Origin of the sequence: Streptomyces sp. WM4235 (genome assembly GCF_001279725.1) — a bacterium.
GTDB lineage: Bacteria > Actinomycetota > Actinomycetes > Streptomycetales > Streptomycetaceae > Streptomyces.
On sequence record NZ_LGDE01000113.1, the window covers coordinates 41,085 to 57,647 of the forward strand.

General features: G+C 71.6%; 18 protein-coding genes. 6 read left to right on the forward strand and 12 right to left on the reverse strand.

Going from position 1 to position 16,563, the window contains the following annotated elements; all coding sequences use genetic code 11:
• Nucleotides 1–5: 5 nt before the first annotated feature.
• Nucleotides 6–428: a MarR family winged helix-turn-helix transcriptional regulator gene (locus ADK55_RS11835; RefSeq protein ID WP_053677821.1), complete on the reverse strand. Its 423-nt coding sequence runs from the start codon at nt 426–428 to the stop codon at nt 6–8.
• Between the two features lie 110 nt (nt 429–538).
• On the opposite strand from ADK55_RS11835, the gene ADK55_RS11840 reads away from it, so the two are divergent.
• The 3 genes from ADK55_RS11840 to ADK55_RS11850 all read left to right on the forward strand — a co-directional run bounded on the left by ADK55_RS11840 (nt 539) and on the right by ADK55_RS11850 (nt 2,962).
• Nucleotides 539–1,561 (forward strand): NADP-dependent oxidoreductase, encoded by a 1,023-nt coding sequence (locus ADK55_RS11840; protein ID WP_053677823.1) that lies wholly within the window; start codon nt 539–541, stop codon nt 1,559–1,561.
• A 64-nt stretch (nt 1,562–1,625) separates the two neighbouring features.
• Complete coding sequence (locus ADK55_RS11845; RefSeq protein WP_053677825.1) at nt 1,626–2,048, forward strand: organic hydroperoxide resistance protein; 423 nt, start codon at nt 1,626–1,628, stop codon at nt 2,046–2,048.
• Between the two features lie 68 nt (nt 2,049–2,116).
• Nucleotides 2,117–2,962, forward strand: coding sequence for an EI24 domain-containing protein (locus ADK55_RS11850; protein WP_053677826.1), 846 nt, complete (start codon nt 2,117–2,119; stop codon nt 2,960–2,962).
• Between the two features lie 26 nt (nt 2,963–2,988).
• On the opposite strand, the gene ADK55_RS11855 is transcribed toward ADK55_RS11850, so the two are convergent.
• A complete protein-coding gene (locus ADK55_RS11855) occupies nt 2,989–3,882 on the reverse strand; it encodes an NAD(P)-dependent oxidoreductase (RefSeq protein ID WP_053677828.1) in 894 nt (297 codons plus the stop codon).
• A gap of 96 nt (nt 3,883–3,978) precedes the next feature.
• On the opposite strand from ADK55_RS11855, the gene ADK55_RS11860 reads away from it, so the two are divergent.
• Nucleotides 3,979–4,320, forward strand: coding sequence for a winged helix-turn-helix transcriptional regulator (locus tag ADK55_RS11860; protein ID WP_053677830.1), 342 nt, complete (start codon nt 3,979–3,981; stop codon nt 4,318–4,320).
• Between the two features lie 8 nt (nt 4,321–4,328).
• On the opposite strand, the gene ADK55_RS11865 is transcribed toward ADK55_RS11860, so the two are convergent.
• From ADK55_RS11865 to ADK55_RS11880, 4 genes are all read right to left on the reverse strand, one after another.
• Entirely contained in the window at nt 4,329–5,048 is a 720-nt protein-coding gene (locus ADK55_RS11865; RefSeq protein WP_234350007.1) for a helix-turn-helix transcriptional regulator, read from the reverse strand.
• Nucleotides 5,049–5,150: 102 nt separating this feature from the next.
• The gene (locus ADK55_RS11870; protein ID WP_053677834.1) at nt 5,151–5,798 is read right to left on the reverse strand and encodes a CatB-related O-acetyltransferase; all 648 of its coding nucleotides are present in this window, start codon (nt 5,796–5,798) and stop codon (nt 5,151–5,153) included.
• Nucleotides 5,795–6,508 carry a carbon-nitrogen hydrolase family protein gene (locus ADK55_RS11875; RefSeq protein WP_053677836.1) on the reverse strand — a complete coding sequence of 238 codons (714 nt, stop codon included), beginning with the start codon at nt 6,506–6,508 and terminating at the stop codon, nt 5,795–5,797. Before ADK55_RS11875 ends, ADK55_RS11870 begins: the two co-directional genes overlap by 4 nt.
• A gap of 54 nt (nt 6,509–6,562) precedes the next feature.
• Entirely contained in the window at nt 6,563–7,144 is a 582-nt protein-coding gene (locus ADK55_RS11880; protein WP_053677838.1) for a TetR/AcrR family transcriptional regulator, read from the reverse strand.
• 197 nt (nt 7,145–7,341) lie between these two features.
• Here ADK55_RS11880 and ADK55_RS11885 point away from each other — a divergent pair, with 197 nt between their 5' ends.
• Complete coding sequence (locus tag ADK55_RS11885) at nt 7,342–9,798, forward strand: beta-glucosidase family protein (protein WP_053677840.1); 2,457 nt, start codon at nt 7,342–7,344, stop codon at nt 9,796–9,798.
• A gap of 78 nt (nt 9,799–9,876) precedes the next feature.
• On the opposite strand, the gene ADK55_RS11890 is transcribed toward ADK55_RS11885, so the two are convergent.
• Nucleotides 9,877–10,773: an SGNH/GDSL hydrolase family protein gene (locus ADK55_RS11890; RefSeq protein WP_053677842.1), complete on the reverse strand. Its 897-nt coding sequence runs from the start codon at nt 10,771–10,773 to the stop codon at nt 9,877–9,879.
• Between the two features lie 247 nt (nt 10,774–11,020).
• Between ADK55_RS11890 and ADK55_RS11895 the strand changes: the two genes are divergently transcribed.
• Complete coding sequence (locus ADK55_RS11895) at nt 11,021–11,515, forward strand: DUF3145 domain-containing protein (protein WP_053677844.1); 495 nt, start codon at nt 11,021–11,023, stop codon at nt 11,513–11,515.
• A gap of 82 nt (nt 11,516–11,597) precedes the next feature.
• On the opposite strand, the gene fabF is transcribed toward ADK55_RS11895, so the two are convergent.
• The 5 genes from fabF to ADK55_RS11920 form a co-directional block, all read right to left on the reverse strand.
• A complete protein-coding gene (fabF, locus tag ADK55_RS11900) occupies nt 11,598–12,863 on the reverse strand; it encodes a beta-ketoacyl-ACP synthase II (RefSeq protein WP_053677846.1) in 1,266 nt (421 codons plus the stop codon).
• A gap of 79 nt (nt 12,864–12,942) precedes the next feature.
• Entirely contained in the window at nt 12,943–13,191 is a 249-nt protein-coding gene (locus ADK55_RS11905) for an acyl carrier protein (RefSeq protein WP_053677848.1), read from the reverse strand.
• A gap of 55 nt (nt 13,192–13,246) precedes the next feature.
• Nucleotides 13,247–14,251 (reverse strand): ketoacyl-ACP synthase III, encoded by a 1,005-nt coding sequence (locus tag ADK55_RS11910; protein ID WP_053677850.1) that lies wholly within the window; start codon nt 14,249–14,251, stop codon nt 13,247–13,249.
• A 19-nt stretch (nt 14,252–14,270) separates the two neighbouring features.
• Entirely contained in the window at nt 14,271–15,188 is a 918-nt protein-coding gene (locus tag ADK55_RS11915; RefSeq protein ID WP_053677852.1) for an ACP S-malonyltransferase, read from the reverse strand.
• A gap of 89 nt (nt 15,189–15,277) precedes the next feature.
• Complete coding sequence (locus ADK55_RS11920) at nt 15,278–16,507, reverse strand: PucR family transcriptional regulator (protein ID WP_053677854.1); 1,230 nt, start codon at nt 16,505–16,507, stop codon at nt 15,278–15,280.
• Nucleotides 16,508–16,563 lie beyond the last annotated feature (56 nt).

The following is a 16,563-nucleotide window of genomic DNA, read 5'->3' on the forward strand; positions in this document are numbered from 1 at the left end:
GGCGATCAGCCCAGCATCCGCCTGAGCAGGTCCCTCAGCGCCGTCCGCTCGGCCGTGGACAGGCCGGCCAGCGGTTCGCGCGCGAAGTCCAGCGACTCGCGCAGTCGGTCCGCGGTCTGGAGCCCCTCCTCGGTGGCGGCGGCCAGCTTCACGCGGCGGTCGGCCGGGTCCGGGCGCCGTTCGACCAGGCCGCGGCTCTCCAGCCGGTCCACGATGCCGGTGACGTTCGACGGCTCGCACTTCAGCTTCTGCGCGATCTTGCGCATGGCCGTCGGTTCCAGGGAGAGCAGGTTCAGCACCCTGGCCTGGGCTCCGGTGAGCTGGTGACTGGCTGCCGCGTGCTCGTACTCCTGGTGGTAGCGGGCCACGACGTCGCCGATGAGCTCGACGACCTCAAGGGTCAGTGGGTCTGCGCGACGACTGGGCATGGATCCAGCGTACCCATTTACTTGACAACATGAAATATCCAGGAGCATGGTTGTTTCACGTTGTGAAGCATTTTCTTCCGCCCTTCACCCCCCAGCGTCAGGAGCGCACCATGTCCCAGATCCCCGCCGTGAGCCGTGAGTGGCACCTCGTCCGCCGCCCGCAGGGCTGGCCCGTCGCCGAGGACTTCGCCCTGCGCGAGGTCCCCGTGAACGCGGAGCCCGCGCCCGGCCGGATCCTGGTGCGCAACCTCCACATGTCCGTCGACCCGTACATGCGCGGCCGGATGAACGACGTGAAGTCCTACGTACCGCCCTTCCAGCTCGACAAGCCGATGGACGGCGGCGCGGTCGGCGAGGTCGTCGCCTCCGCCGACGAGCGCTTCGCGGTCGGCGACCACGTCCTGCACGGCCTGGGCTGGCGCGAGTACGCCGAGCTGGACGCCAAGCACGCCACCAAGGTCGACGGCTCGCTCGCCCCGCTCTCCACCTACCTCGGCGTGCTCGGCATGCCGGGCCTGACCGCCTACGCGGGCCTCTTCGAGGTCGCCTCCTTCAAGGAGGGCGACGCCGTGTTCGTCTCCGGCGCGGCCGGCGCGGTCGGCAGCCTGGTGGGCCAGTTCGCCAAGATCAAGGGCGCGTCCCGGGTGATCGGCTCGGCCGGCTCGGACGAGAAGGTGACCCTGCTCACGGAGAAGTACGGCTTCGACGCCGCCTTCAACTACAAGAACGGCCCCGTCGGCGAGCAGCTGAAGGAAGCCGCCCCCGAGGGCATCGACGTCTACTTCGACAACGTCGGCGGCGACCACCTGGAAGCCGCGATCTCCTCCCTCAAGGTGCACGGCCGCGCCACCCTCTGCGGGGCCATCGCCCAGTACAACGACACCGAGCCCGCCCCCGGCCCGCGCAACCTCGTGCAGGTCATCGGCAAGCGCCTGCGCCTGCAGGGCGTGCTGGTCGGCGACCACGCCGACATCCAGCAGCAGTTCGTCCAGGACGTCGCCGGCTGGCTGCGCTCCGGCGAGCTGCGCTACGACGAGACCGTCCACGAGGGCGTGGAGAACGCGACCGAGGCCTTCCTCGGGATGCTGCGCGGCGAGAACACCGGAAAGATGATCGTTTCTTTCACCGGTTAGGCTCACTGCACACCGTCGTGATCGTGGGCGCGAGTCACGGCGATTACCAGGAGGATCTTCTTACATGTCCATCCAGCAGTCCGATGTCGCGTACACCGCTGTCGCCACCGCCGAGAACGGCCGTGACGGCCGCGTCGCCACCAACGACGGCAAGCTCGACGTCGTGGTGAACCCGCCGAAGGAACTCGGTGGCAGCGGCGCCGGCACCAACCCGGAGCAGCTGTTCGCCGCCGGCTACAGCGCCTGCTTCCAGGGCGCCCTGGGTGTCGTCGCCAAGAACGAGAACGCCGACATCTCCGGCTCGACCGTCACCGCAGAGGTCGGCATCGGCAAGAACGACGACGGCTTCGGCCTGATCGTCAAGATCTCGGCGTCGATCCCGAACGTGGACGCCGCCACCGCCAAGGACCTCATCGAGAAGGCCCACCAGGTCTGCCCGTACTCCAAGGCGACCCGCGGCAACATCACGGTCGAGCTGGCCGTCTGATCCCGCACCCCGCTCATCGCGAAGGCCGCGCCCCTCGGGGGGCGCGGCCTTCGCCGTAAACTGCGCGCATGAGTGCTTTCGCGGGGGGATTCCGGTACTTGCTCGCCGGACAGCGGTGGGTCTTCGGCCACGGACGGTGGTTCGGCGTCGGCCTGCTGCCGGGACTGGTCGCGCTCGTGCTGTACGCGGGCGCCCTCATCGGACTGGGATACGGCGCCGACGACCTCGTCGGTTGGCTGACGCCCTTCGCCGACGACTGGGGCTCGCCCTGGCTCAGCCTGTTCCGCGGCTTCCTGACCGCGCTGGTCTTCAGTCTCGGACTCTTCCTCGCGGTGATCACCTTCACCGCCGTGACCCTGCTGGTCGGCCAGCCCTTCTACGAGTCCCTGTCCGAGCAGGTCGACCGGACCGAGGGCGGCGAGGTCCCCGAGTCCGGCCGGAGCCTGTGGATGGACCTGTGGATCTCCGCCCGCGACAGCGTCCGCCTGCTGGGCCGGGTGGTGCTGTACGGGATCCTGCTGTTCGCCCTCGGGTTCATCCCGGTGCTCGGGCAGACCGTGGTCCCGGCGATCGGGTTCTGCGTCTCCGGCTACTTCCTCACCCAGGAGCTGACCTCGGTCGCCCTCCAGCGCCGCCGCGTCGACCTCGACGAGCAACTGGTCCTGCTGCGGGCCCGGCGCGCGATGGCGCTCGGCTTCGGCGTCCCGCTGGTGCTGGCGTTCCTCGTCCCGCTGGTCGCCGTGTTCCTGATGCCGGGCGCCGTGGCCGGGGCGACCCTGATGGCCCGCGACCTCGTGGGCGCGGACACCGACCCCGAGGGCCCCGACGGGGGAGCCGACCCCGACGAACCCGTCCCGGGCCCCCCGGCGCCGCAGGCCACCGGCTTCGGCCCGCCGCCGCCCGCCTACTCCTAGAGAGCCCCTTCCGCCCGGGCCCCGCGTCAGGGCCGGCGGCGCAGCAGGGTGATCGCCCCGCTCGTGTCCTCGCGCGCGTGCGCCGCCGGGTCGGCCTCCAACCGCTCCCGCATCAGGTCCAGGTACGGGGTGATCAGCCCGGCGTCGACGCCCTGCTCCGCGGCCGTGCGCAGCAGGGTCCCGCTCGCGGCGACCTGCATGGACAGGTTCGACACCACCCCGGTCGTGAAGTCCCCCGAGGTCAACCGGTCGGCGGCGTTGCCCACGAAGAAGCCCATCGCGCCCAGCCACTCCGACAGCAGCGGCGCCAGGTCCTCGGGGGCGATGTCCTCGCCTTCGATCAGGGCGTAGGCGTGCGAGATCCCCGCGAACAACCCGTACATCGCGCTGAGCAGCGCCACGTCGTGCAGGGCCGCGTGCCCCGGGTCCTCGCCGACGAAGCGGGCCCCGCCCGGTACCTCCAGCGTCGCCCGATGGCGGTCGAAGAGGGGCCGGGAGCCGCTGTAGAAGACGTAACCGCCGGCCTCCGGGACGCCGATCATCGACGGGGTGGCCATGATGCCGCCGTCGACGAACCGGGCCCCGCGCCCCTCGGCCCGGGCGGCGCGGGAGCGACCCTGGGCGGGGGTCCCGGTGGTGAGGTCGACCAGGTCCCGGCCCGTGAGGTCGACCCCGTCGAGGGCCGAGCCGACGGAGGCGTCGTCCAACAGACACAGGACGACCAGTTCGTTCGCGGCGACCGCCTCGGCGGGGGTCGCGGCGACGCGAGCACCTTCGGCGGCCAGGGCCTCAGCCTTGGCGGCGGTGCGGTTCCAGACGGTCAGGGGATGCCCGGCGGCCAGCCAGGTACGGGCGAGGGCGGTTCCCATGTCGCCGAGTCCGAGGAGGGTGAGCGGTGTCTTCACGAGGTTGTCGGTCATGACGTTCAGCCTGGTCGCAGGCCGTGAGACGCTCAAGTACGCACTTCGGAGTGGGTGGTTACCCCGAGGTGAGCGAACAGGTGGGAGGGGTGCGCGATGGCGTTGACACGAAGGCCCGGGGCGGATCACTGCGGGATCGCCGCGGCGATGTCCGTGATCGACGGCAAGTGGAAGGTCTCCCTGCTGTGGGAGTTGGAGCAGCGCCCGCGCCGTTTCGGTGAACTGCGCCGGCTGGTCCCGGGGGTCTCGGAGAAGGTGCTCTCCGCGCAACTGCGGGAGTTGGAGACGGACGGGATCGTGCACCGCGAGGTCTACGAGGAGGTGCCGCCCCGGGTGGAGTACTCGCTGACCCCGCTCGGCAGGGAACTGAACGCGGCCCTGGCCCCGCTGGGCGCATGGGGCGGCAGACACCTGCTCCCCGCCCCCGCGCCGGCGTGACCGGCCGGTCAGCCCACCGCGGCGTACGAGTCGACCGAGCGCTTGGTGTAGGCGCCGGGCGTCTGCCCGAAGTGGCGGCGGAAGGCCAGGATGTAGCCGTTGGTGCTGACGAATCCGACCCGGGCGGCGACCACGCCCACCAGGTGGCCCTGCCCCAGCAGTTCCAGCGAGTGGTTCAGCCGCAGCCGGGTCCGCCACTCCGAGAAGGCCAGGCCCGTCTCCGTGCGGAAGGCCCGCCGCAGGCTGGTCGAGCTGGTGTACAGGTCCTCGGCCCACTCGGTCGCGGTGCGCGGGTCGGCGGGGGTGCGGGCCAGCTCCCGGGCGACGGTCGAGGCGGCCCGGCTGGTCGGCTGGGGCAGCGGGAGACAGTCGCGGTGGGCCGCGCAGAGGGCCGCGAAGACCGCCGGGTCGTCCTCGGACACCTCGGAACTGCGCATCCGGGCCAGTAGCAACCGGCGCTGCTCGGCGGTCGCGTTGACGGTGGTCGCCTCGGTGTACGGCAACGCGTGCAGGCCGGCGTCGAAGTCCTCGACCGCGATGAGGGAGTCGCTGTCGAAGCGGGCACTGTGCCACACCCCGGCCGGTATCCACAGGGCCACGGACGGGGTCAGCTCGTGCTCCCGCTCGCGCGCGGTCACGACGATCCGCCCGATCGGCACGTACAGGAACTGGTGGAACGCGTGGACGTGGGGCGGGTGTCCGCCCGCCGCGATGAAGTCCTCGTCCACCGTCAGCTCCTCCAACCGGTCCGCCGCCACTGTGCCGTGGCCCCCCATTGTGGGCGGTGCGCCACGACACCGACCCCCCGAAAGAAGGTAAGGGTAACCTAACTAGCGGGTGGGTGGGGCGGCCTCCTCCAGTGCGTCCACACTGCCCGACATGACGGTCCGCACGTGCCGGGTGAGGTGCTCGACCGGCCAGTCCCACCAGGCGACGGCGAGGAGCCGGGCGATGTCCGCCGGCTCGTACCGGGTGCGGATCAAGCGGGCCGGATTGCCGCCGACGATGCCGTAGTCCGGGACGTCGTCCACCACGACGGCGCCGGACGCGATCACCGCTCCGTGGCCGATCCGCACCCCCGGCATCACCATGGCGCCGTGCCCGAACCAGACGTCGTTGCCCACCACGGTGTCCCCGCGCCCCGGCAGGTCGGTGAGCAGGTCGAAGTGGTCGGCCCAGTCGCCTCCCATGATCGGGAACGGGAACGTCGAGGGCCCGTCCATCCGGTGGTTGGCGCCGTTCATGATGAAGCGCACACCGGTGCCCAGCGCACAGAACCTTCCGATGACGAGCCGCTCCGGCCCGTAGTGGTAGAGCACGTTGCGCGTCTCGAAAGCCGTCGCGTCGTCCGGGTCGTCGTAGTACGAGTAGTCGCCCACCTCGATCAGCGGGGACGTCACCAGCGGCCGGAGCAGCACCACCCGCGGCTGCCCCGCCACGGGATGCGGCACCGACGGGTCGGGCGGGACGGGGCTCATGCCGGCACCTCCGCCGTCACCACGCCCTGCGTGTGGTCGTCGGCCTCGACCACCGTCGAACCGTCCGGGGCCCAGACGGCCGCCCCGCCGCAGCCGGTCCAGGGGCCGGCGGGTCCGACGTGGTTGGCGAGGACCACGTACAGGCCGTGCTCCTTGGCGATCCCGGGATACACGGTGGTCCGCTCCGCGACCCCGGCGCCCGTTCCGTAGAGGGAGCTCGCCAGATGGACCGCGCATCCGTCGGCCGCGCCCCGGCCGGGCAGATCGGGGAAGTGGTTGTCGAAGCAGATGCCCAGGCAGAAGCGGATCCCGCCGAGTTCGAAGCGGCCGTCGACGGCGCCCGGCGCGAAGGCGTCCCCCTCGTGCTCGAAGAGGTGCTGCTTGGCGTACGTCGTCACGTGCGCGCCCTCCGCGTCGTGGACCAGGGTCGCGATGGCCGGCAGCGGGCCGTCGGTGCGCAGCGCGGCGTTGACCGCGGTGGCGATCCCGGCGGAGCGCAAGGGGTCCAGTCGCGGATCGTCGGGGCCCGTCAACCACAGCCCGGGGTCGGCGGTCAGGGCTTCGATCTCGTAGCCGGTCAGGGCCAGTTCGGGCAGGACGACGAGTTCGGCGCCCTGGTCGCGGGCCGCGACCGCGAGGGCGGCGGCCCGCGCGGAGTTGGCGTCGACATCGGCCGGGACGCAGGTCATCTGGGCTGCGGCTATCCTCATGCGCCCAGCATGCCGGCCCGGTCCTCGCCCCGTCCGGCAGGGCCGTGCGGGGCGCTACGGAGACTCGGGTGCGCCCCGGAGCAGTGTCAGGAACGAGCGGAACGCGCCCGGCATGTCCACCGACTCGGGGGAGAGCAGCCACTGGTACTGGAGCCCGTCCATCACCGCCGTGAGCAGGGGCGCCGCCTGCTCGGGGGTGAGGCCCGAGGGCAGCCGGTCCCCGAACTCGGCCCGCAGCACCGCTGCCATCTCGCCCCGGACCTGCGCGTACCGCTCGGTGAAGAACTCCCGGGCGGGGTGCCCGACGGTGACGCTCTCGCCCAGCAGCGCCGAGAAGGTCTGCACGATGCCCGGGCGCATCGCGTTGTAGTCCACCAGCGAGGCCAGCAGGTCCAGCCGCCAGGTGTCCGCGGAGGCGCGGGAGCCGCCGCCGGTGTCCCAGCGGTCGCGCTCCTCCAGCACCGCGACCAGCAGCGCCTCCTTGGTCGGGAAGTAGTGCAGCAGGCCCTGTTGGGTCAGGCCCACCCGTTCCGCGACGGCGCCCAGGGACGCTCCCCGGTAGCCGCGTTCGGCGATCACCTCGACCGCCGCGCGAACGATGTCGCCGCGTCGTTCCTCGCTCCTCGCCCTGACCATCGCCGGCACTCCCTCCGCGTCACACCCCTGCCCGCAGGACCGTACGCGATCCGCGCCCGACAAGCCGAGATCACAAGAACATAACGAACCTTACCGTTCACCAGGTGGCAGGTCCACGATGGGGCCACCGCACCACGCCGCACGCCGCACCCGCACCGCACCACGCCGCACACCGCATCCGATGAGGAGGCTCGGCCGTGACCGATGCCGAACAGGTCCGCCACGACACCGCGGAAGCCGCACTCGACAAGCTCGACCTCGACACCAAGACCCGGCTCCTGGCCGGCCAGGACATGTGGTCGCTGCCCGCCCTCCCGGAGATCGGCCTGGGCTCCCTGGTCATGTCCGACGGCCCCATCGGGGTGCGCGGCGTGCGCTGGACCGCCGACGACCCCTCCATCGCCCTGCCGTCCCCGACGGCGCTCGCCGCCGCCTGGGACCCCGCCCTCGCCCGCCGCGCCGGCCGCCTCCTGGCCCAGGAGGCCCGCCGCAAGGGCGTCCACGTCCTGCTCGCCCCCACCGTCAACCTGCACCGTTCCCCGCTCGGCGGCCGGCACTTCGAGTGCTACTCCGAGGACCCGTACCTCACCGGCGCCATCGGCACCGGCTACGTCAACGGAGTCCAGGACGGCGGCGTCGGCACCACCGTCAAGCACTTCGTCGGCAACGACGCCGAGACCGAGCGCTTCACCGTCGACTGCGTCATCGCGCCCCGCCCGCTGCGCGAGCTGTACCTGGCGCCCTTCGAGGCCATCGTCACCAACGCCCGCCCCTGGGGCATCATGACCGCCTACAACCGGGTCAACGGCACGTCGATGACCGAGAACGCGTACCTGGTCAACGAGGTCCTGCGCGCCGAGTGGGGCTTCGACGGCGTCAACGTCTCCGACTGGATGGCCGCCCGCTCCACCACCGGCGACATCCTCGGCGGCCTCGACGTGGCCATGCCCGGCCCGCAGACCGTCTACGGACCCGCCCTCGCCGAGGCCGTCCGCGCCGGCGAGGTCCCCGAGTCAGCCGTCGACGACGCCGTGCGCAACGTCCTGCGGCTCGCCGCCCGCGTCGGCCTCCTTGAAGGCGCCCCCGCCGTCGTCACCGACCACCCGGCCGCGATCGACGGGCAGGCCCTGGCCCGCGAGATCGCCGTCCGCGGCACCGTCCTCGTACGCAACGAGCCCGTCTCCGGCGAGCGGCGCGCGCTGCCCCTCGACACCCGCCCCGGCCGCACGGTGGCCCTCCTCGGCGCCGCCGCCCGCGACGCCCGCGTCCTCGGCGGGGGCTCCGCCACCGTCTTCCCCGAGCGGATCGTCTCCCCGCTCGACGGCCTCACCGCCGCCCTCCCCGACGGGGCGCTCACCTTCCGCGTCGGCGCCGACCCCAGCGAGGAACCCGTCCCCGCCGACAAGGGCTTCGCGCTGCGCGCCGTCTGCCGCGACGCCTCCGGAGCCGTCCTGGGAGAGGGCGGTCTGCCCACCGGTCAGGTCCAGTGGATCGGCGACGACCTGCCCGAGGGCGCCACGTACGAGACGATGGCGAGCATCGAGGTCACCGGCACGTTCCTGCCGCGCGAGAGCGGCGAGCACGCTTTCGGCACCCGCGGCCTCGGCGCCTTCGCCCTGGTCGTCGACGGTCACACCCTCTGGGAGGGCGTCCAGGAGATGGGTGACGAGGCAGACCCCTTCGAGGCCTTCTTCGGGGCGCCCAGCGAGCGCGCCCGGATCGCGTTGACCGAGGGCGAACCCGTCGAGGTCTCGCTGACCTTCCAGGTCCCCGACGTCACCGGGCTGCCCCTCAAGGCGATCATGTTCTCCCTGCTCCACCTCGGCCCCCGGCGCGACCCGGACGCGCTCATCGCCGAGGCCGTGGCCGCGGCGCGGGCCGCCGACACCGCCGTGGTGGTCGTCGCCACCACCGAACGCGTGGAGTCCGAGGGCTTCGACCGCACGGACCTGACCCTGCCCGGCCGGCAGAACGACCTGGTCGCGGCCGTCGCCGCCGCCAACCCGAACACCGTGGTCGTGGTCAACGCCGGTTCCCCCGTGGAACTGCCCTGGCGCGCGGACGTGGCCGCCGTGCTCCTGACCTGGTTCCCCGGGCAGGAGGGCGGCGCCGCCTTGGCCGACGTGCTCCTCGGGGACGCGGAGCCCGGCGGACGACTGCCCACCACCTGGCCCGCCGCGCTCGCCGACGCGCCCGTCACCGAGGTCACGCCGACCGACGGCAGACTGGAGTACCGCGAGGGGCTCCTCGTCGGCTACCAGGCGTACGAGGACCGGGGCGTGGTCCCCGCCTACCCGTTCGGCCACGGCCTCGGCTACACGGACTGGAGCTACGACTCCCTGGAGGTCACCGGCACCACCGCCCGCGTCCGCCTCACCAACACCGGCGTCCGGACCGGCCGCGAGGTCGTCCAGGTCTACCTCGCCCCGATCGCCGACACGGTCGAGCGCCCCGCGAGCCGGCTGGCGGCCTTCGCCTCCGTCGAGGCGGGCCCCGGCGAGAGCGTCGAGACGGAGATCGAGCTGCCCGCCCGGGCCTTCGAGATCTGGGACGAGGACACGCGCGGCCGGCGGCGGATCGACGGCCGGTACGAGGTCCGCGCGAGCCACGCGCACGGCGACACCCGCCTCAGGGCCACCCTCGACGTCCACTGACCTGCCGCATGGCCGGAAACCACCCATGAAACGGACCGGGGACGGGTCCTGACCCCCGCCCCCGGTCCGTACCAACCGTCAACGCGGCGGCTTCGCCGCCGTCACCTGTCGGTGCGCGAGTTCCGCCAGCCGGGCCTGTCCGTCCTTCCCCGGATGGAAGAAGTCCCAGCGGCTCAACTGCTCGGCCGAGAAGGGGTACTGGAACACCGCACCCCCGTCGTAACGGCAGAGCGGGTCCTTCGCGCAGACCTCGCGCAGTACCTCGTTGTACTCGACCACCCGCGCCCGCACCTCCTCCCGTCGCGAGGTCGCGCCCGTCGCCAGGGAGAGCGGATCGGCCAGCATCGACTGGCAGATCCCCAGCTTCCAGATCTGGCGCACCATCGGCAGGTCCTTGCCCTGTTCCCACAGCCGCTGGAGGTCCGGCACCGAGGAGACGTACACCTGCGAGGTCGGGGACGCCGCCCGCAGGCCGGCCAGCGCCTTCTCGAAACCGGCCCGGAAGTCGGCCACCGAGGTCATCGACGAAGCCAGCGGCCGGCAGGCGTCGTTGGAGCCCACCATGACCGTGACCAGGTCGGGCTTGTGCGCGGCGGCCGAAGCCAGCTGCCCCGGCAGGTCCGCCATGCGCGAGCCGGTCACCGCGTGGTTCCAACTGCGCGCGGGCGCCTGGGCGGCCCCGATGAGGCGGGTGGCGAGGGAGTCGACCGCGGGGTCGTCGCCGGTCGCCCAGGAGACCTCCGGGCAGTCCGCCAACACCGAACAGGCGTCGAAGCCGCGCGTGATGGAGTCGCCGACGGCGGCGATCGAGGTCGGCGCGGTGTTCCAACGGGGACCCGCCTGCGCCCCCCGCTCGCCCTCGGACGCCGGCTCGCCACCGTCACACCCCGTGACCACCCCGGCCAGCACGGCGACCGCCGCGAGCGCGCCCGTCAGCCTCCTGCGCGCGCGACGGCGTGGAGCGGTGGTGCCCATCGGGTGGTCCCTCCCTCGTCGCCCCGTCCTTCCGGGGCGTCCTGCTGAGTGAATGCTCTGCGTTCACGGGGTTTGGAGCGACCGTACGTCACACCGGGACCCCCCGCGCACGGTAGCTTTTTCCCGTGGCGTTTCGGCCGCACGTCCCACGACGCAATGTCAGATCATTTCCGGTAAATTACATCACGTCACATACTGTCCGTTTTCTGGAGTTTATTCCCGACCTCGTCCCACACTGGAGGTCCCGGTGACGACACGTGGAGTTCTGTACGTGCATTCCGCGCCGCGTGCGCTCTGCCCGCACGTGGAATGGGCTGTTGCGGGCGTACTCGGGGTGCGGGTGAACCTCGACTGGATCAGACAGCCCGCCTCCCCCGGCACCTGGAGAGCCGAATTCTCCTGGCAGGCCGAAGCGGGCACCGCGTCGAAACTCGCATCCGCCCTGCGCGGCTGGCACCTGTTGCGCTTCGAGGTGACGGCCGAACCCTGCTCGACCTCCGAGGGCGAGCGATACAGCTCCACCCCGGAACTCGGCATCTTCCACGCCGTCACCGGAATGCACGGAGACATCCTCGTCCCCGAGGACCGACTGCGCGCCGCCCTCGTCCGATCCGCGCACGGCGAGACCGACCTGGAAGCCGAGATCGCCAAACTGCTCGGCAAGCCCTGGGACGACGAGTTGGAGCCGTTCCGCCACGCCGGCGAAGGCGCCCCCGTGCGCTGGCTCCACCAGGTGGTCTGACCCCGCGACACACGGACGACACGCGAGAGGGGCCCCACCCGGCAACCGCCGGGTGGGGCCCCTCTCACTCGGTGCGCGCGACTCAGACGGAGCGGAACGCCAGCGAGACGTTGTGCCCGCCGAAACCGAAGGAGTTGTTGATCGCGGAGATCGGACCGTCGACGGGCAGCTTGCGCGGCTCGCCGCGAACGATGTCCGCGTCGATGTCGTCGTCCAGGTCGTCGATGTTGATCGTCGGCGGGGCGATCCGGTTGTACAGCGCCAGCACGGTCGCCACCGTCTCGATGCCGCCGGCACCACCCAGCAGGTGACCGGTCATCGACTTGGTCGCGGAGATCGCGATGTGGTCGAGGTCGTCGCCCAGCACCTTGCGCAGCGCCTTCAGCTCGGCCGTGTCCCCCTGCGGGGTGGACGTGGCGTGCGCGTTCAGGTGCACCAGCTCGGCCGGGTCCAGACCCGTGTTGTCGAGCAGGTTCCGCAGCGCGGCGGCGACGCCGCGGCCCGTGGGCTCCGGCTGCGCGATGTGGTGGCTGTCCGCGGACAGACCCTGACCCAGGACCTCGCAGTACACCCGCGCACCGCGCGCGGCGGCGTGCTCGGCGGACTCCAGGATGACCACGCCGGCGCCCTCGCCGAGGACGAAGCCGTCACGGGCCTTGTCGTACGGGCGCGAGGCCTGCTCGGGGTGATCGTTGTTCTTGGACATCGCCATCATGTTGGCGAACGCGGCGATCGGCAGCGGGTGGATCGCAGCCTCGGTACCGCCGGCGACGACCACGTCGGCACGGCCGGTACGGATCATCTCCACGGCGTAGCCGATGGCCTCGGCACCCGAGGCGCACGCGCTGACCGGGGTGTGAACGCCCGCGCGGGCGTTGACCTCCAGGCCGACGTTGGCCGAGGGGCCGTTCGGCATGAGCATGGGGACGGTGTGCGGGGAGACCCGGCGCACACCCTTCTCCTTCAGTACGTCGTACTGGTCGAGCAGGGTCGTCACGCCACCGATTCCGGAGGCGATCACGGTACCCAGACGCTCGGGCGCGATGGACTCGTCCTCGCCGGCCGGGGCGGTGTACCCCGCGTCGGCCCAGGCCTCGCGGGCCGCGATGACGGCGAACTGCGCCGAGCGGTCCAACTTGCGGGCCAGCGGACGGGGCAGTACCTCGCTCGGGTCCACGGCGGCCTGCGCGGCGATACGGACCGGCAGTTCGGCGAAACGCTCGCCCTCCAGGGGCGATACGCCGGAACGGCCGGCAAGCAGACCTTCCCAGGTCGAAGCGCTGTCGCCACCCAGCGGAGTGGTTGCGCCGATACCGGTGACGACCACGGTGCGATTGGTCGGGCTCACAGGAATTCTTTCTCCACGTCTCAGGGGGTGCTGAATTGTCACGGCGCCACCGCCAGGTGGCGACAAACGCTCGTCAGGCTCAGGCCTGGTTCTTCAGGATGTAGTCGGCGGCGTCGCCGACCGTCTTGAGGTTCTTGACGTCCTCGTCCGGGATCTTGACCTCGAAGCGCTCTTCGGCGGCGACGACGACCTCGACCATGGACAGCGAGTCGACGTCCAGGTCGTCGGTGAAGGACTTGTCGAGCTGGACGTCCTCCTGCGGGATGCCGGCGATCTCGTTGACGATCTCCGCGAGACCTTCGAGGATCTCTTCCTGCGTGGCGGCCATGTGGCGCTCCTTCTTTAGCTGACTGGATGTTCAGGGAGGGAAAGGGATCCCGACCCTAGGGGAGGGTAACGACCGTCGCGGCGTAGACGAGTCCCGCCCCGAAGCCGATGACGAGCGCGGTGTCGCCGCTCTTCGCCGCACCGGTCGCCAGGAGCCGCTCCATAGCGAGCGGAATCGAGGCGGCCGAGGTGTTGCCGGTGGTCTCGACGTCACGGGCGACCGTGACGTGCTCCGGCAGCTTCAGAGTCTTCACCATCGAGTCGATGATCCGCATGTTTGCCTGGTGCGGAATGAAGACGTCCAGGTCGTCCGCGGTGATCCCGGCCGCGTCGAGCGCCTGCTGGGCCACCTTGGCCATCTCGAAGACGGCCCAGCGGAAGACCGCCTGACCCTCCTGGGTGATGGCCGGGAACTTCTCCCCGCCGCCCTTGCCGAGGTACTCGTCCCACGGCACGGTCTGCTTGATCGTCTCGGACTTGTCGCCCTCCGAACCCCACACCGTGGGGCCGATGGCCGGCTCGTCCGAAGGGCCGACGACCACGGCGCCGGCGCCGTCGCCGAACAGGAAGGCCGTCGCGCGGTCCTCCAGGTCGGTGAGGTCCGACAGCCGCTCGACACCGATGACGAGGACGTACTGCGCCGACCCCTCCACCACCAGGCCCTTGGCCAGGGTCAGGCCGTAGCCGAACCCGGCACAACCCGCGGAGATGTCGAAAGCGGCGGGCTTGACCGCCCCGATCCGGTGCGCGATCTCGGTCGCGACGGCCGGGGTCTGCTTGAAGTGCGACACCGTGGAGACGATCACGGCGCCGATCTGCTCGGGGGCGACCCCGGCGTCGGCCAGCGCCTTGCCCGAGGCCTCCACCGACATCGCGGCGACCGTCTCCTCGGGCGAGGCCCAGTGCCGGGTCGCGATGCCGGAACGCGAACGGATCCACTCGTCGGACGAGTCGATCGTCTCCAGGATGACCTCGTTGGGCACCACACGGACCGGGCGGTAGCCGCCCACCCCGAGGATGCGGGCGTACGGGGAGCCCTTGGCCGGCTTGATCTTCGACATGCTGTGTGGGCTCCTTCTCTCAGACCGCGTGCTCGGCGAGGAGCGCGGCGGCCTTGTCGAGATCGTCCGGCGTCTTCAGGGCGACGGCCGGTACGCCCTTGAGCGCACGCTTGGCCAGACCCTGAAGGGTGCCGCCCGGGCAGAGCTCGACGATCCCGGTGACGCCCAGTTCGGCGAACGTCTCCATGCACAGGTCCCAACGGACCGGGTTGGCCACCTGGCCGACCAGCCGGGCGACGACATCGGCGCCCGTGGTCACGACCCGACCGTCCTTGTTCGACACGTACTTCAGCGCCGGGTCCGCCGGGTCGAGGGCCTCGACGGCCTTCTCCAGCGTGGCGACCGCGGGCGCCATGTGGTGGGTGTGGAACGCGCCCGCGACCTTGAGGGCGACGACCTTCATGGAGCCTTCGGGCTTGTCGGCCACGAGGGCGGCGATCTGCTCCGCGGTGCCGGCGGCCACGATCTGGCCCGCACCGTTGATGTTCGCCGGGGTCAGCCCCAGCTTCTCCAGGTGCGCGACGACCACGTCACGGTCACCGCCCAGCACCGCGGCCATGCCGGTCTCGGTGACGGCGGCGGCCTCGGCCATGCCGAGCCCCCGGGTGCGTACGAACGACAGCGCGTCGTCCTCGCTCAGCACACCGGCGTACGCGGCCGCGGTGATCTCACCGACGCTGTGACCGGCGACCGCGCCGAAGGCGGTCGTGGTGCCGAGCGCGGAGGCGGACAGCAGACCCGCGGCGACCAGCAGCGGCTGGGCCACCGCCGTGTCGCGGATCTCGTCCGCGTCGGCCTTCGTGCCGTAGTGGGCAAGGTCGAGCCCGATGGCGTCGGACCACCCCGCGACGCGCTCGGCGGCGCCGGGGAGTTCGAGCCAGGGAGTCAGGAAGCCGGGCGTCTGAGCGCCTTGGCCTGGAGCGACGAGTACGAGCACCCTCACACTCTCTCTTGTATGTGGCCCGCGCCGCCCGTGGGGACAGGGACGAAGAACCGACGGGGTAATTGTTGATGTCCGACAAAAGTCTAGGACTGGGGATCGCCGTCGGCCAGGCGCCCCAGGATCAGGGCGATCCGCAACGTGAACGCCGAACGGACATCGGAGGGTGACCAGCCGGTGACGTCGGTCACACGTCGGAGCCGGTAGCGCACCGTGTTCGGGTGGACGAACAGCATCCGCGCGGCCCCTTCCAGACTGCTCGCCTGCTCCAGGTAGACGCTCAGCGTCTCCAGGAGTGCCGACCCCGCCTCCTCCAGTGGTCTGTAGATCTCCTCCACCAACTGCTCCCTCGCCGAGGGATCGGAGGCGATGGCGCGCTCGGGCAGGAGATCATCCGCCAGAACGGGGCGCGGCGCGTCCTGCCACGCCGTACAGGCCTTCAGTCCGGCCGCGGCGGCCTGCGCCGACTTCGTCGCGTTCAGCAGGTCCGGGACCACCGGACCCGCCACCACGGGACCCGCCGCGAACGGTCCGATCAGGGACTTCGCCACCTGCATCGGGTTGTCGCTGCCGCCCGCGATGACCACCAGCCGGTCGCCCAGCACACCCGTGAGGACCTGGAGCTTGTGGTGCCGGGCCGCGCGCCGGATCGCCTCGACCGTCAGTTCGCTGTCCCCGTCCGGGGCGGTGCCCAGGATGACGCACACGTGCTCCGGCGAGTTCCAGCCCAGCGCCGCGGCCCGGGACAGGGCGCCCTCGTCGGCCTCGCCCGACAGCACCGCGTTGACGACCAGGGACTCCAGCCGGGCGTCCCACGCCCCGCGCGCCTCGGCCGCCTGGGCGTACACCTGGGCCGTCGCGAAGGCGATCTCCCGGGCGTACACCAGCAGCGCCTCCCGCAGGATCGACTCGTCGCCGGGGGCCGCGACCTCGTCGATCGCGGTCTCCATCACCTCGATCGTCGTGCGGACCATCTCCACGGTCTGCCGCAGCGTGATCGCCCGGGTCAGTTCGCGCGGAGCCGTCCCGAACACGTCGGTCGAGATCGCCTGCGGGGTCTCCGGGTGCCGGAACCACTCCGTGAACGCGGCGATGCCCGCCTGGGCGACCAGGCCGATCCAGGACCGGTTCTCCGGCGGCATCGCCCGGTACCACGGCAGGGTCTCGTCCATGCGCGCGATGGCGTTGGCGGCGAGCCGACCGGAGGATTTCTCCAGCCTGCGCAGCGTCGCGGTGTGCGGATGGGCGGGGTGCGCGGCATGCGCCGGGTGCGCGGGGCTGGTCTCGGGAGAAGGCTCACGTTCGGGTTGGGGCACGGGACAAGACTGCCCTATCGGCGCCCCGGCGCGGACTCCGGTCTCGCGGCGCAGGG

Coding starts and splice junctions, on each gene's coding strand:
- ADK55_RS11835 (WP_053677821.1), bottom strand. CDS start 428: ATGCCCAGTCGTCGCGCAGACCCACTGACCCTTGAGGTCGTCGAGCTC.
- ADK55_RS11840 (WP_053677823.1), top strand. CDS start 539: ATGTCCCAGATCCCCGCCGTGAGCCGTGAGTGGCACCTCGTCCGCCGC.
- ADK55_RS11845 (WP_053677825.1), top strand. CDS start 1,626: ATGTCCATCCAGCAGTCCGATGTCGCGTACACCGCTGTCGCCACCGCC.
- ADK55_RS11850 (WP_053677826.1), top strand. CDS start 2,117: ATGAGTGCTTTCGCGGGGGGATTCCGGTACTTGCTCGCCGGACAGCGG.
- ADK55_RS11855 (WP_053677828.1), bottom strand. CDS start 3,882: ATGACCGACAACCTCGTGAAGACACCGCTCACCCTCCTCGGACTCGGC.
- ADK55_RS11860 (WP_053677830.1), top strand. CDS start 3,979: ATGGCGTTGACACGAAGGCCCGGGGCGGATCACTGCGGGATCGCCGCG.
- ADK55_RS11870 (WP_053677834.1), bottom strand. CDS start 5,798: ATGAGCCCCGTCCCGCCCGACCCGTCGGTGCCGCATCCCGTGGCGGGG.
- ADK55_RS11875 (WP_053677836.1), bottom strand. CDS start 6,508: ATGAGGATAGCCGCAGCCCAGATGACCTGCGTCCCGGCCGATGTCGAC.
- ADK55_RS11880 (WP_053677838.1), bottom strand. CDS start 7,144: ATGGTCAGGGCGAGGAGCGAGGAACGACGCGGCGACATCGTTCGCGCG.
- ADK55_RS11890 (WP_053677842.1), bottom strand. CDS start 10,773: ATGGGCACCACCGCTCCACGCCGTCGCGCGCGCAGGAGGCTGACGGGC.
- ADK55_RS11905 (WP_053677848.1), bottom strand. CDS start 13,191: ATGGCCGCCACGCAGGAAGAGATCCTCGAAGGTCTCGCGGAGATCGTC.
- ADK55_RS11910 (WP_053677850.1), bottom strand. CDS start 14,251: ATGTCGAAGATCAAGCCGGCCAAGGGCTCCCCGTACGCCCGCATCCTC.